At 68.3% G+C, this 13,251-nt stretch carries 15 protein-coding genes; 14 read left to right on the forward strand and 1 reads right to left on the reverse strand.

Annotated elements, in window-relative coordinates:
* Positions 1-35: 35 nt before the first annotated feature.
* Positions 36-1,433 (reverse strand): DNA repair protein RadA, encoded by a 1,398-nt coding sequence (gene radA / locus ACSFBM_RS27675; RefSeq protein WP_435438781.1) that lies wholly within the window; start codon positions 1,431-1,433, stop codon positions 36-38.
* A 111-nt stretch (positions 1,434-1,544) separates the two neighbouring features.
* On the opposite strand from radA, the gene hpaR reads away from it, so the two are divergent.
* The 14 genes from hpaR (at position 1,545) to ACSFBM_RS27745 (ending at position 13,245) form a co-directional block, all read left to right on the forward strand.
* Positions 1,545-1,979: a homoprotocatechuate degradation operon regulator HpaR gene (gene hpaR / locus ACSFBM_RS27680; RefSeq protein WP_435438780.1), complete on the forward strand. Its 435-nt coding sequence runs from the start codon at positions 1,545-1,547 to the stop codon at positions 1,977-1,979.
* Positions 1,976-2,620, forward strand: a complete 645-nt coding sequence (locus ACSFBM_RS27685; RefSeq protein WP_435487263.1) for a fumarylacetoacetate hydrolase family protein — start codon at positions 1,976-1,978, stop codon at positions 2,618-2,620. The genes hpaR and ACSFBM_RS27685 overlap by 4 nt, the downstream gene beginning before the upstream one ends.
* Positions 2,617-3,399, forward strand: a complete 783-nt coding sequence (locus ACSFBM_RS27690; RefSeq protein WP_435487264.1) for a fumarylacetoacetate hydrolase family protein — start codon at positions 2,617-2,619, stop codon at positions 3,397-3,399. The genes ACSFBM_RS27685 and ACSFBM_RS27690 overlap by 4 nt, the downstream gene beginning before the upstream one ends.
* Complete coding sequence (hpaE, locus tag ACSFBM_RS27695) at positions 3,396-4,859, forward strand: 5-carboxymethyl-2-hydroxymuconate semialdehyde dehydrogenase (RefSeq protein WP_435487265.1); 1,464 nt, start codon at positions 3,396-3,398, stop codon at positions 4,857-4,859. The genes ACSFBM_RS27690 and hpaE overlap by 4 nt, the downstream gene beginning before the upstream one ends.
* Positions 4,860-4,927: 68 nt before the next feature.
* Positions 4,928-5,902: a tripartite tricarboxylate transporter substrate binding protein gene (locus ACSFBM_RS27700; protein ID WP_435487266.1), complete on the forward strand. Its 975-nt coding sequence runs from the start codon at positions 4,928-4,930 to the stop codon at positions 5,900-5,902.
* 3 nt (positions 5,903-5,905) lie between these two features.
* Positions 5,906-6,241 (forward strand): aromatic ring-opening dioxygenase subunit LigA, encoded by a 336-nt coding sequence (locus tag ACSFBM_RS27705; RefSeq protein WP_435487267.1) that lies wholly within the window; start codon positions 5,906-5,908, stop codon positions 6,239-6,241.
* Positions 6,238-7,065, forward strand: a complete 828-nt coding sequence (locus ACSFBM_RS27710) for a DODA-type extradiol aromatic ring-opening family dioxygenase (RefSeq protein ID WP_435487268.1) — start codon at positions 6,238-6,240, stop codon at positions 7,063-7,065. The genes ACSFBM_RS27705 and ACSFBM_RS27710 overlap by 4 nt, the downstream gene beginning before the upstream one ends.
* A 13-nt stretch (positions 7,066-7,078) precedes the next feature.
* On the forward strand, positions 7,079-7,486 hold the full coding sequence (locus ACSFBM_RS27715) for a 5-carboxymethyl-2-hydroxymuconate Delta-isomerase (protein WP_435487269.1): 408 nt from the start codon (positions 7,079-7,081) through the stop codon (positions 7,484-7,486).
* Between the two features lie 12 nt (positions 7,487-7,498).
* Positions 7,499-8,302, forward strand: coding sequence for a 2-oxo-hept-4-ene-1,7-dioate hydratase (gene hpaH / locus ACSFBM_RS27720; protein WP_435487270.1), 804 nt, complete (start codon positions 7,499-7,501; stop codon positions 8,300-8,302).
* Between the two features lie 10 nt (positions 8,303-8,312).
* Positions 8,313-9,134 (forward strand): 4-hydroxy-2-oxoheptanedioate aldolase, encoded by an 822-nt coding sequence (gene hpaI, locus ACSFBM_RS27725; protein WP_435487271.1) that lies wholly within the window; start codon positions 8,313-8,315, stop codon positions 9,132-9,134.
* Positions 9,135-9,158: 24 nt separating this feature from the next.
* Positions 9,159-9,632: a nuclear transport factor 2 family protein gene (locus ACSFBM_RS27730; protein ID WP_435487272.1), complete on the forward strand. Its 474-nt coding sequence runs from the start codon at positions 9,159-9,161 to the stop codon at positions 9,630-9,632.
* A 42-nt stretch (positions 9,633-9,674) separates the two neighbouring features.
* Positions 9,675-11,408: a dihydroxy-acid dehydratase gene (ilvD, locus tag ACSFBM_RS27735; RefSeq protein WP_435487273.1), complete on the forward strand. Its 1,734-nt coding sequence runs from the start codon at positions 9,675-9,677 to the stop codon at positions 11,406-11,408.
* A gap of 34 nt (positions 11,409-11,442) precedes the next feature.
* On the forward strand, positions 11,443-12,435 hold the full coding sequence (locus tag ACSFBM_RS27740) for a Bug family tripartite tricarboxylate transporter substrate binding protein (protein WP_435487274.1): 993 nt from the start codon (positions 11,443-11,445) through the stop codon (positions 12,433-12,435).
* Between the two features lie 18 nt (positions 12,436-12,453).
* Positions 12,454-13,245, forward strand: a complete 792-nt coding sequence (locus ACSFBM_RS27745; RefSeq protein WP_435487275.1) for a class II aldolase/adducin family protein — start codon at positions 12,454-12,456, stop codon at positions 13,243-13,245.
* Positions 13,246-13,251 lie beyond the last annotated feature (6 nt).

Consider the following 13,251-nt stretch of genomic DNA (forward strand, 5'->3'; position numbering starts at 1 on the left):
CAGAGGCGCGCCGGGCCGTTTTTTTCCCGTCACGATCAATCGAGGCGGCGGACCACGTCCATCGCCTCTTCGATGCGCTCGACGGCATGGATCGTCAGGCCTTCGATTTCCTTCGCGCCCTTTCGGGGCGCGTTGGCCTTGGGAACCACCGCCACGCTGAAGCCCAGCTTGGCGGCCTCGCGCAGGCGCTCCTGCCCGCGCGGCGCCGGGCGCACCTCGCCGGCCAAGCCGACTTCACCGAACGCGATGAAGCCCTTGGGCAGCGGCTTGCCGCGCAGGCTCGAGGTGATGGCCAGCATCACGGCCAGGTCGGCCGCAGGCTCGCTGATGCGCACGCCGCCCACCGCGTTGACGAACACGTCCTGGTCCATGCAGGCCACGCCCGCATGGCGGTGCAGCACGGCCAGCAGCATCGCCAGGCGGTCACGGTCCAGGCCCACCGACAGGCGGCGCGGGCTCGGCCCGCCGTTGTCGACCAGGGCCTGGATTTCCACCAGCATCGGCCGCGTGCCTTCGAGCGTGACCAGCACCACGCTGCCGGGCACCGGCTCGGCGTGCTGGCTCAGGAAGATGGCGCTCGGGTTGGTCACGCCCTTCAGGCCGCGCTCGGTCATGGCGAACACGCCGATCTCGTTGACCGCGCCGAAGCGGTTCTTGATGGCGCGCACCAGGCGGAAGGTCGAATGCGTTTCGCCCTCGAAGTACAGCACCGTGTCGACCATGTGCTCGAGCACGCGCGGGCCGGCCAGCGCGCCCTCCTTGGTGACGTGGCCCACCAGCACCACGGCCGTGCCGCTGGTCTTGGCGAAGCGCGTGAGGTGCGCCGCGCATTCGCGCACCTGCGCGACCGAACCCGGGGCCGAGGTGAGCTGGTCGGAGTACACCGTCTGGATGGAATCGATCACCGCGATGGCCGGGCGCGTGGCGTCGAGCGTGGCGATGATCTTCTCGAGCTGGATCTCGGCCAGCACCTGCACCTGCGAGTGATCGAGGCCCAGCCGCTTGGAGCGCAGCGCCACCTGCGCGCCGCTTTCCTCGCCCGTGACATACAGCGCGTTCTGCCCCGCGCGCTGCAGCGCGTCGACCGCCTGCAGCAGCAGCGTCGACTTGCCGATGCCCGGGTCGCCGCCGATCAGCGTCACGCCGCCCGACACGATGCCGCCACCGAGCACGCGGTCGAGTTCGTCGAGCCCGGTGGGCGTGCGCGCGACGTCGGTCGCCTCGATTTCCGAAAGGGTCGACAGCTCCGACGCGCCCGCGAGCGACGCGAACTGCGTGCCGAAGCGGTTGTTGGCCGCACCGCCGCCGGCGCCTGCGCCCGCCACCTGTTCGACGAGGGTGTTCCAGGCGCCGCAACTCGGGCATTTGCCGAGCCATTTGGGGCTGGTGCCGCCGCATTCACTGCAGACGAAAAGTGTTTTGTCCTTGGCCATGCGACGAGTTTAGGTGTCCGCACAAACCCTGATGCCCGGCGCCTTGGAAAGAAAGGGCCAATCATTTAACATGTTAAGTAATTTCGAGAGAACGCGGAAAGAGACAAGCCCTTGAGCACCACATTCACGCACCGCAATTTGCCGCGCCTGCTGCTGCAGGCCCGCGAAGCCGTGATGGCCCACACCCGGCCCAGCCTGCGCGAGCACGCGCTGTCCGACCAGCAATGGCGCGTGCTGCGCGTGCTGGGCGAACACGGCGCGGTCGACACCGGCCGGGTGGCGCGCGAGGCCTTCATCCTCGGCCCCAGCCTCACCGGGGTGCTCGCGCGCATGGAGCGCGACAACCTCATCACCCGCGGGCGCGACCCGGCTGACCAGCGCCGAACCGTGGTCGCGGCCACGCCGCACGGCATGAAGCTGGTCAAGCGCCTGGGCAGCAGCATCGAGGCGCACTACGACTGGATGGAACAGTCGATGGGCAAGGCCAAGCTCACGCAGCTGTACGGGCTGCTCGACGAACTCATCGCACTGGAGCAACCTTCATGAGCCACAGTCCGCACCCTGCGCACTACCTTCCGGCCGGCACCGTGTACGGCACGCTGCTGAACTTTCGCGCCGAGGTGGAAGCGCTCGCGCCGCAGATGACGCAGCCGCCCTACAAGGCCCCGCCCCAGGCGCCCGTGCTCTACGTGAAGACGGCGAACACCTGGAGCCCGCATGGCAGCGCCATCACGGTGCCCGCGGCCGTGCCCCAGGTGGAAGTCGGCGCGAGCATCGGCATGGTGGTCGGCGCCGAGGGCGACGTCGAAGGCTTCGTGCTGCTGGACGACCTGTCGATTCCCCACGCAAGCTTCTTCCGTCCGCCGGTGAAGTTCAAGTGCGTCGACGGCTTTCTGGGCGTGGGGCCGGCGCTGCGCGACGCACAGGACGTCGCGGACCCCGCGGCCTTCCGCGTCGAGGTGCGCATCAACGGCGAACTGAAGCAGTCCATCGACTTCTCGCAGCTCGTGCGGCCCGCGCGGCAACTGCTGGCCGACGTCGGCGAGTTCATGACGCTCGCGCACGGCGACGTGCTGATGCTGGGCTGCGGCCCCGGCCGCCCGCTGGCACGCGCCGGCGACCGCATCGACATTTCCGCGCCGGGGTTCGAGACCTTGAGCCACACGCTGGTGAAGGAAGCCGCATGAAGCACGCACGCGTCATCTACGAAGGCCGCGAACACACCGGCACCGCCCACGAATTCGACGGCCAGGCCGATGCGGCCGTGCGCCTGGACGACGGCCGCGTCGTGCCGCAGGCGCAGCTCACCTGGCTGCCGCCGCTCGCGCCCACGGCGCGCCCGCGCACCATCCTCGCGCTGGGCCTGAACTACGCGGACCATGCCAAGGAACTCGAATTCAAGGCGCCCGAAGAGCCGCTGGTGTTCGTCAAGGGCCAGAGCGCGCTCATCGGCCACCGCCAGCGCACCCACCGCCCGGCCGGCGTGAAGTTCATGCACTACGAATGCGAGCTCGCCATCGTGGTCGGCAAGACCGCGAAAAATGTGAAGCGCGACGACGCCTGCGACTTCATCGGCGGCTACACGGTGGCCAACGACTACGCCATTCGCGACTACCTGGAGAACTGGTACCGCCCCAACCTGCGCGTGAAGAACCGCGACACCTGCACGCCGCTGGGCCCGTGGTTCGTCGATGCGGCCGATGTGCCCGACCCGATGGCGCTCGCGCTGCGCACCACCGTCAACGGCACCGTCACGCAGCAGGGCAACACGCGCGACATGATCTTCGACGCGCCCTTCCTCATCGAATACTTCAGCCGCTTCATGACGCTGTCGCCGGGCGATCTGATCCTCACCGGCACGCCCGACGGCGTGGTCGATTGCCAGCCGGGCGACGTGGTCGTCACCGAGATCGAGCGCATCGGCGCGCTCATCAACACCATCGAGACCCTTCAAGGACAAGCATGAGAGTCGATCACCTGATCAACGGCAAGCGCGTTGCCGGCACCGATTACTTCGAAACGGTGAACCCCGCCACGCAGGAGGTGCTGGCCGAGGTCGCCTCGGGCGGCGAAGCCGAGGTCAACGCCGCCGTGGCCGCCGCGAAGGAAGCCTTCCCCAAGTGGGCCGGCATGCCCGCACCCGAACGCGCCAAGCTGATCCGCAAGCTCGGCGACCTGATCGCCGCGCATGTGCCCGAGATCGCGCAGACCGAGACCAACGACTGCGGCCAGGTCATCGCGCAGACCGGCAAGCAGCTGATTCCGCGCGCGGCCGACAACTTCTACTACTTCGCCGAGATGTGCACGCGGGTGGACGGCCACACCTACCCCACGCCCACGCACCTGAACTACACGCTGTTCCACCCGGTGGGCGTGTGCGCGCTCATCAGCCCGTGGAACGTGCCCTTCATGACGGCCACCTGGAAGGTCGCGCCCTGCCTGGCCTTCGGCAACACCGCGGTGCTGAAGATGAGCGAGCTGTCGCCGCTCACGGCCGCGCGCCTGGGCGAGCTGGCGCTCGAAGCCGGCATTCCGCCCGGCGTGCTGAACCTGGTGCACGGCTACGGCAAGGAAGCCGGCGAGCCGCTGGTGGGCCACGCCGACGTGCGCGCGATTTCGTTCACCGGCTCCACCGCCACGGGCAACCGCATCGTGAAGAGCGCGGGCCTGAAGAAGTTCAGCATGGAGCTGGGCGGCAAGAGCCCGTTCGTGATCTTCGACGACGCCGACCTCGACCGCGCGCTCGACGCGGCCGTGTTCATGATCTTCAGCAACAACGGCGAGCGCTGCACGGCGGGCTCGCGCATCCTGGTGCAGCAGTCGATCTACGCGGACTTCGCGGCCAGGTTCGCGGAGCGCGCCAAGCGCATCACCGTGGGCGACCCGCTCGACGAGAAGACCATCGTCGGCCCGATGATCTCGCAGGCCCACCTGGCCAAGGTGCGCAGCTACATCGAGCTGGGCCCGAAGGAAGGCGCGACGCTGCTGTGCGGCGGCCTCGAAGGTCCGAGCAACCTGCCCGACCGCGTTCAGCGCGGCAACTACGTGATGCCCACCGTGTTCGCCGACGTCGACAACCGCATGAAGATCGCGCAGGACGAGATCTTCGGCCCGGTCGCCTGCCTGATTCCGTTCAAGGACGAGGCCGATGCGATCCGCCTGGCCAACGACATCCCCTACGGCCTGAGCAGCTATGTGTGGACAGAGAACATCGGCAAGGCGCACCGCGTCGCTGCGGCCGTGGAGGCCGGCATGTGCTTCGTCAACAGCCAGAACGTGCGTGACCTGCGCCAGCCTTTCGGCGGCACCAAGGCCTCGGGCACGGGGCGCGAAGGCGGCACCTGGAGCTACGAGGTGTTCTGCGAACCGAAGAACATCGCGGTGTCCATGGGCTCGCACCACATTCCGCACTGGGGCGTGGCGTGAGCCACACCTCACACCTCGCTGTGCGGCGTGGCGTGAGTCACACCCCACACCTCGCTGTGCGGCGTGGCGTGAACACCCGACGCCGCACGTTGTTGCAAGGCGCAGCCGCACTCGTGGCGCTGCCTTCGCTCGCGCGCGCGCAAGGCACATGGCCCGCCAGGCCGATCCGCGTGATCGTGCCCTTCACGCCCGGCGGCACCACCGACTTCGTGGCACGCCTCGTGGGCGTCGAACTGTCGAAGGCGCTGGGCCAGCCGGTGATCGTCGACAACAAGCCGGGCGCCGGCACGGTGATCGGCGTCGATGCCGCCGCCAAGGCCGCGCCCGACGGCTACACCTTCGTCTGCGTGGCCAACAGCTTCACGGCCAACCAGACGCTGATCCGCAAGCTGCCCTACGACACGCAGAAAGACCTGCGCCCCGTCGCGCTCATGGGCATGTCGGAGCATGTGCTCGCCACGCACCCGGGCAGCGGCCTGAAGACGCTGGCCGACCTGCGCAACCAGGCCAAGGCGAAGCCGGGCACGCTGAGCTTCGCGTCCTTCGGCAACGGCACCTCGGCCCACCTGTCGGGCGAGATGCTCAAGCTGCAGATGGGCCTGGACATCGTGCACGTGCCCTACAAGGGCCAGGGCCCGGCGCTCACCGACCTGCTCGGCGGGCAGGTGACGATGATGTTCGGCAACTGGCCCGAGTTCCGCAGCCATGTGCAAAACGGCAAGCTCATTGCGCTGGGCATGGCGACCGCACAGCGTTCGCAGTACGCGCAGTCCATACCCACACTGGCCGAACAGGGCGTGCCCATCGAGTCCAATTCGTGGAACGGCCTGCTGGCGCCCGCCGGCACGCCCGATGCCATCGTGCAACGCATGAACGCCGAGGTGAACCGCGCGCTCGCAGGGCCCGTGGTGACCGAGGCCTTCCACAAGGGCGGCATCGCGTCGCTGTCGGGTACGCCCGAGCGCTTCGCGGCCTTCATCCAGAGCGAGATCTCGAAGTACGGCGACGTCATTCGCAAAGCCAACATCCAGGTGGAGGGCTGACCGGTGAGCCTCTATGCGATGCAGAAGTTCTTGTTCGCGCTCAACCGCGAGCCCGAGGTGCAGCGCCGCTATGCCGAAGGCGGCGATGCGCGCGCGGCTTTGCTGGGCGCCTATGACCTGAACGACGAAGAGCGCGAAGCCATCGATTCGGGCGACATCGGCAAGCTCTATGTGCTCGGCTGCAACGGCCAGTTGCTGATGCACTTCGCGCCGCTGCTGGGCATTGCATGGGCTGACTACCTGGAAGCCATGCGCGAAGGCGTGCGCAAGTACGGCCCCGTGCGTGCCGGCATCTACGCCATGACAACCGGCACAGACGAAAGGGTGGCAGGCGTATGAGCCTTGTATTCGCAGGCGTGTGCAGCCACGCCCCCGGCATCACCGGCCGCGCGCATCTGGCCGACCCGGCGGTGAAGGACGAGTTCCACGCGCAGTTCCACCGCTTCGGCGAAGCGATGCGCGCGACGAAGCCCGACGCGGTGATCGTCATCGCGGCCGAGCACTTCGCGAACTTCTTCATGAACAACATGCCGGCCTACGCCATCGGCATGGCCGACAGCTACGAAGGTCCAATCGAAGACCCGAAGTGGCTCGGCATCGCGAAGACCACCGTGCCCGGCGACGCCGCGCTGTCGCAGCGCCTGATCCGCGAGGTAATGCAGACGGTGGACGTGGCCTACGCGGAAGAATGGAGGTTCGACCACGGCATCATGGTGCCGCTGAACTTCTTGACGCCGAAGTTCGACACCAAGGTCATCCCCGTCAACATCAATTGCCAGGGCCCGCCGCTCACGCCGCTGCACCGCGCCTGGGCCTTCGGCGAGGCGCTGCGGCGCGCCTGCGACAAGGCGCCCGAGCGCATCGCGCTGGTGGGCACCGGCGGCATCTCGCACTGGCCGGCCACGCCGGATTCAGGCAAGGTCAACGCCGCGTGGGACGCCGAGTTCATGCGCCGCTGGTGCGCCAACGACCGTGAGGCGCTGCTCTCGCAGGACGACTACAACGACGAGGCCACCTACCGCGAGGCGGGCCAGGGCGGCTTCGAGATCCGCACCTTCCTCAGCGTGGCCGCGGCCGCGCGCGGCAAGGGCGAGATCCTGCACATGAAGGCCATTCCGATCTTCGCGGTGACCTGCACCGCGGCGACGATGGCCATCGAATGAACCGGAGATACGCATGCCCCACCTGGTGATCCTCTACACGCCGAACATCGAGGCCGAGACCGACATGTCGGCGCTGTGCCGCACGCTGGCCGACACCATGCTCGCGCAGCGCGACGAGGCCGGCAAGCCGGTGTTTCCCATCGGCGGCACGCGCGTGCTGGCCTACCCGGCCGCGCACCACGCGGTGGCCGACGGCAAGGCCGACTACGCCTTCGTGTACCTCAACATCCGCATGGCCGCGGGCCGCTCCGAGGCGGTGAAGAAGAAGGCCGGCGACGAGTTGCTGGCCGACGTGCGCGCGCATTTCGCGCCCATCTTCGAGCAGCGCCCCATCGGCATCACGCTGCAGATCGACGAAAGCCCGGGGCAGGTGTACGACGGCAAGCACAGCAACCTGCATCCCCTGTTCAACAAGACCTGAGCGAAGGCCTCCATGCTCTCTTCCGACACCATTGCCAAGCTGGCCGCCGAGCTGCACGACAGCGAGAAGTCGCGCGTGCAGGTCGAGCATTTCTCCAAGCGCTTTCCCGAGATGACCGTCGAGGACGGCTACGCCATCTCGCGCGAATGGGTGAAGACCAAGATCGCCGAAGGCCGGGTCGTCAAGGGCCACAAGATCGGCCTCACTTCGCGCGCCATGCAGCAGGCCAGCCAGATCACCGAGCCCGACTACGGCACGCTGCTGGACGACATGTTCTTCGAGCAGGGCGGCGACATTCCGTTCAAGCGCTTCATCGCACCGCGCATCGAGGTGGAGCTGGCCTTCGTGCTCGGCAAGAAGCTGCAGGGCCCGAACGTGACCATCTTCGACGTGCTCGCCGCCACCGACTACGTGGTGCCCGCCATCGAGATCATCGACGCGCGCATCGAGCAGTTCGACCGCCACACCAAGGCCATGCGCAAGGTATTCGACACCATCGCCGACAACGCGGCCAACGCCGGCATCGTGATGGGCGGGCGGCCCGTGAAGCCCGATGCGGTCGACCTGCGCTGGGTGAGCGCGCTGCTCTACAAGAACGGCGTGATCGAAGAGTCGGGCGTGGCCGCGGCCGTGCTCAACCACCCCGCCACCGGCGTGGCGTGGCTTGCGAACAAACTCGCGCCGTGGGACGAATGCCTGGAAGCCGGCGAGGTGGTGCTGGGCGGCTCGTTCACGCGCCCCACCACCGCGGTGCCGGGCGACACTTTCCATGCCGACTACGGCCCCCTCGGCTCCATCGCCTTCCGTTTTGTCTGAAAAGAACCCCATGCACACACCCATCAACACCTTCAAGCAGGCCCTTCAATCGGGCAAGCCCCAGATCGGCCTCTGGGTCGGCCTGGCCGACGGCTACGCGGCCGAGATCCTGGCCGGTATCGGCTACGACTGGCTGCTGGTCGACGGCGAGCACGCGCCCAACGACGTGCGCTCGGTGCTCGCGCAGCTGCAGGCCATTTCCAGCGCATGGTCGGCGCAGCCCGAAGCCGAGCGCTCGCACCCCGTGGTGCGCATTCCGGTCGGCGACACCACGCTGATCAAGCAGTACCTGGACATCGGCGCGCAGACGCTGCTGGTGCCCATGGTCGACACGGCCGAGCAGGCCGCGCGGCTGGTGCAGGGCATGCGCTACCCGCCCGAGGGCATTCGCGGCATGGGCAGCGCGCTGGCGCGTGCGTCACGCTGGCAGGCCTACCCGAACTACCTGCACGAAGCCAATGCGCAAACCTGCCTGCTGGTGCAGGCCGAGACGGTGGAAGCCATGAAGAACATCGACGCCATCGCGGCCACGCCGGGCGTGGACGGCGTGTTCATCGGTCCGGCCGACCTGTCGGCGTCGATGGGCTTCGTGGGCCAGCCCAACCACCCCGAGGTGCAGGCGGTGATTGCCGACGCGGTTGCGCGCATCCTCAAGGCCGGCAAGGCGCCGGGCATCCTGTCGACCACCGAGGAGCAGGCGCGCAAGTGGCTCGCGATCGGCGCGCTGTTCGTGGCGGTGGGGGTGGACACCATCGTGCTGGCGGCGGCGGCGAAGCAGCTGCTGGCCAAATACAAAGCCGCGCCGGGCGCGGCCGCGCCCAGCAGCTACTAATTCACTTCACACCGGAACCCCCTCATGCAACGCACGACCCTCGCGGCCATCGCCGCCGCAGCCACCCTCTTCCTCGCCGCCTGCGCCCCCATGGGCACCGGCAAGCCGCAAGGCCTCACTGCCCAGCAGGAAGCCAATCGCCAGACGGTGCTCGCCTTCTACGAAAAAGGCCTGAACCAGAAGGACGCCGACGCGGCCCTGCAGTACGTGGGCAACCGCTACGTGCAGCACAACCCCACGGCAGCCGACGGCCCCGAGGGCTTTCGCAAGTTCGTGGGCTTCCTGCGCGAGAAGTTTCCGAAGTCGCACAGCGACATCAAGCGCAGCTTCGTCGACGGCGACTACGTGATCCTGCATGTGAACGCGGTGCGCGAGCCCGGCACGCGCGGCAGCGCCATCGTGGACATCTTCAAGCTGGAGAACGGCAAGATCGTCGAGCACTGGGACGTGGTGCAGCCCGTGCCAGAAACGGCCGCGAACAGCAACACGATGTTCTGACCCTCCCGCAGTGACGCACTCCCGCCAGCCGACGCCAGCCCGATGACCACACCCACCGACCCATCCAAGCGCTTTCGCTCCGCCACCATCCGCGAGGGCACGATCCGCGCGACCACGCGCAGCTTCCTGCATGCGCTGGGCCAGGACGACGAGGACATCGCGCGCCCGCACATCGGCGTGTTCCACACCGGCGGCGAGATGAGCCCGTGCAACCTCAACCTGCGCGAGCAGGCACAGCACGCCAAGACCGGCATCTACGCGGGCGGCGGCACGCCGCACGAATGCCCGGTGGTGTCGGTGAGCGACGGGCTCACCATGGCGCACTCGGGCATGCGCTTCTCGCTGATCTCGCGCGAGCTGATCGCCGACAGCGTGGAGGCCTCCACGCGCGGCCACCAGTGGGACGGCATCTTCGCCATCGGCGCGTGCGACAAGAACCTGCCCGGGCTGATGATGGGCATGGTGCGCTGCAACGTGCCCAGCGTGTTCGTGCACGGCGGCTCCGCGTTGCCGGGCCAGATGCCCGGGCCGGACGGGCGCGACCTGAACGTGGTCGACACCTACGAGACCATCGGCAAGGTGCTGGCCGGCACGGCCACGCACGACGAGCTCGATGCCATGAGCCGCGCCTGCCTGCCCACGGCCGGCGCATGCGCGGGACAGTTCACCGCCAACACCATGGGCATGGTGTCCGAGGCGCTGGGCCTGGCGCCCATCGGCTCGAGCATGGTGCCTGCGGTGTTCAGCGAACGCGCGCCGCTGATGCGCCGCGCGGCAAAGAACCTCATGAAAGCGGTGATGGGCGACAGCCCGCTGCCGCGCGACATCGTCACGCGCAAGGCGCTGGAGAACGCCTGCGCCGTGGTGTCGGCCACGGGCGGCTCGACCAACGCCGCGCTGCACCTGCCGGCCATCGCGCACGAGGCGGGCATCCAGTTCCACCTGGACGACGTGGCAGAGATCTTCGCGCGCACCCCGCTCATCGCCGACCTGCGCCCGGGCGGCCAGTACCTGGCGCGCGACGTGTTCTACATCGGCGGGGCGGGGGTCATCCTGCGCACGCTGCTGGAACAGGGCTTCCTGCACGGCGACGCGCTCACCTTCACCGGCCGCACCATGGCCGAGGAACTGGTCGGCGCGCTGGCGCCCGACGGCCGCGTGGTGCGCGAGGCCGGCAACCCGATCTCGCGCGACGGCGGGCTGGCCGTGCTCAAGGGCAACCTCTGCCCCGACGGTGCGCTGCTGAAGACGGCGGGGCTCAAGGGCCTGGTGTTCCGCGGCCCGGCGCGCGTCTTCGACTCGGAAGAGCAGGCACAGGCCGCCGTGCAGAACCGCCGCTACGAGCCGGGCGACGTGATCGTGATCCGCAACGAGGGCCCCAAGGGCAGCCCCGGCATGCGCGAGATGCTGGGCATCACCGCCCTGCTCTACGGCCAGGGCATGGGCGACAAGGTGGCGTTGCTGACGGACGGGCGCTTCTCCGGCGCCACGCGCGGCCTGTGCATCGGCTACGCGGGGCCGGAGGCGGCCGACGGCGGGCCGATTGCGGCCCTGCGCGACGGCGACGTGATCGCCATCGATGCGCGCGCAGAAGCACGCACCATTTCGGTGGAACTGACGGCAGAAGAAATCGCGTCGCGCCTGGCCGGACGTGAGGTAAACGCGGGGGCGCCGAAAGGCGGTTTATTGGAAAAATACGCGCTCACCGTGCGCCCTGCCCATCAGGGCGCCGTGACCCACTCGGGCGCGGTCACCTGGCTGCGCGACGAGTCGTGACTTTTCACAACAACGTCCCGGAGCGAGACCCATCATGACTTTCACCCGCCGCCAGATCCTGCAGACCACCAGTGCCTCGGCCTTGATGGCCAGCCTTGGCCAGAACGTCTTCGCGCAAGCGATGAACATCGAGACCGCCACCATCGTCACCGGCTTCGCGGCCGGCGGCACGTCGGACACCACCTGCCGGCGCCTGGCGCTGAAGCTCAGCGGCGAGTACGCCAAGACCGCCGTGGTCGAGAACCGCACCGGCGCGGGCGGCCAGATCGCCGTGAGCTACGTGAAGGGCCGCCCCGCCGACGGCAGCACCATCCTGCAGACGCCGACCTCGATCCTCACGATCTACCCGCACATCTACAAGAAGCTGCCCTACGACCCGATGGTCGACATCACGCCCGTCAGCCTGGCCTGCGTCTTCGACTTCGGCTTTGCCGTGGGCCCGGCCGTGCCGGCCAGCGTGAAGACGGTGCCCGAGTTCCTGGCCTGGGCCAAGGCCAACCCGGCCGGCGCCAACTTCGGCTCGCCAGCTGCGGGCTCCACGCCGCACTTCATCGGCGCGCTGCTGGGCAAGAAAGGCGAGGTCGAACTCAAGCACGCCGCCTACCGCGGCACGCAGCCGGCCATGCTCGACCTGCTGGGCAGCAACGTCTCGGCGGTGTCGGGACCCATCGGCGACATCACACAGCACCTGCAGTCGGGCAAGGTGCGCATCCTGGGCGTGTCCGGTGCCAAGCGCAGCCGCTTCGCGCCCGACGTGCCGACCTTCGGCGAACAGGGCCTGAAGGACATGGCGCACAGCGAATGGTTCGCCTTCTTCCTGCCGGCCAAGGCTTCGCCCGAACTGGTGGCCAAGCTGAACACGGCCATGAAGAACGCGCTGGCGCAGAAGGACGTGATCGACGGCCTGGGCACCTTCGGCCTGGAGGCGATGTCTTCCACGCCCGCCGAGCTGACCGCGCTGCTGAAGAAAGACACCGCCAAGTGGGCGCCGATCGTCAAAGAGGTCGGCTTCACCGCGGAAGGTTAACCCCATGAAGGAACTGCCATGAACACACTCGCCACGCCAGCGCCGTCCGCGCTGGTCCACCCTTCGATCCATCCCGACGAGCGCGCCGCGCGCGAGGAGCTCGCGGCCTGCTACCGCGTGTTCGCGATGCTGGGCTGGGTCGAGATGATCTACAACCACATCACGGTGCGGTTGCCCGACAGCGTGACGGGTGGCGAGAAGCAGTTCCTCATCAACCCCTTCGGCCTGCACTACAGCGAAGTGACGGCCAGCAACCTGGTGAAGATCGACCTGCAGGGCAAGGTGCTCGACGGTTCGACGCACAAGGTGAACCCGGCCGGCTTCGTGGTGCACGCGGCCATTCACGACGGGCTGCCCGGCGCGCACTGCGTGATGCACACGCACACCACCGCCGGCGTGGCCGTGGCCTGCCTGCAGGGCGGCCTGCAGCAGACCAACTTCTATACCGCGCAGCTGCACGGGATGGTGGCGTACCACGACTTCGAGGGCATCACCATCCACGCCGACGAGGGCCCGCGGCTGCTCAAGAGCATCGGCGAGCGCAACGCCGTCATCCTGCGCAACCACGGCCTGCTGGCCTGGGGCGAGACGCTGCCGCAGACCTTCGCCATCCTGTGGACGCTGCAGCGCGCCTGCGAAATTCAGATGGCCACCTTCTCGATGGGGCCCGCCATTCCGGTGAGCGAGGAAATCGCGCAGCGCTGCACGCGCGACGCGCTGCAGTTCAGCCCCGAGCACGGTGCCGGGCAGGACGTGTTCAATGCGCTGGTCCGCCAGGTGGACCGCATCGACCCTTCCTACCGCAACTGAACCCGG

The organism is Variovorax pasteuri, assembly GCF_051216435.1.
Lineage (GTDB): Bacteria > Pseudomonadota > Gammaproteobacteria > Burkholderiales > Burkholderiaceae_C > Variovorax.

Coding starts and splice junctions, on each gene's coding strand:
- radA (WP_435438781.1), bottom strand. CDS start 1,433: ATGGCCAAGGACAAAACACTTTTCGTCTGCAGTGAATGCGGCGGCACC.
- ACSFBM_RS27740 (WP_435487274.1), top strand. CDS start 11,443: ATGACTTTCACCCGCCGCCAGATCCTGCAGACCACCAGTGCCTCGGCC.
- ACSFBM_RS27745 (WP_435487275.1), top strand. CDS start 12,454: ATGAACACACTCGCCACGCCAGCGCCGTCCGCGCTGGTCCACCCTTCG.
- ACSFBM_RS27690 (WP_435487264.1), top strand. CDS start 2,617: ATGAAGCACGCACGCGTCATCTACGAAGGCCGCGAACACACCGGCACC.
- ilvD (WP_435487273.1), top strand. CDS start 9,675: ATGACCACACCCACCGACCCATCCAAGCGCTTTCGCTCCGCCACCATC.
- hpaI (WP_435487271.1), top strand. CDS start 8,313: ATGCACACACCCATCAACACCTTCAAGCAGGCCCTTCAATCGGGCAAG.
- ACSFBM_RS27715 (WP_435487269.1), top strand. CDS start 7,079: ATGCCCCACCTGGTGATCCTCTACACGCCGAACATCGAGGCCGAGACC.
- hpaH (WP_435487270.1), top strand. CDS start 7,499: ATGCTCTCTTCCGACACCATTGCCAAGCTGGCCGCCGAGCTGCACGAC.
- hpaE (WP_435487265.1), top strand. CDS start 3,396: ATGAGAGTCGATCACCTGATCAACGGCAAGCGCGTTGCCGGCACCGAT.
- ACSFBM_RS27730 (WP_435487272.1), top strand. CDS start 9,159: ATGCAACGCACGACCCTCGCGGCCATCGCCGCCGCAGCCACCCTCTTC.
- ACSFBM_RS27710 (WP_435487268.1), top strand. CDS start 6,238: ATGAGCCTTGTATTCGCAGGCGTGTGCAGCCACGCCCCCGGCATCACC.
- ACSFBM_RS27685 (WP_435487263.1), top strand. CDS start 1,976: ATGAGCCACAGTCCGCACCCTGCGCACTACCTTCCGGCCGGCACCGTG.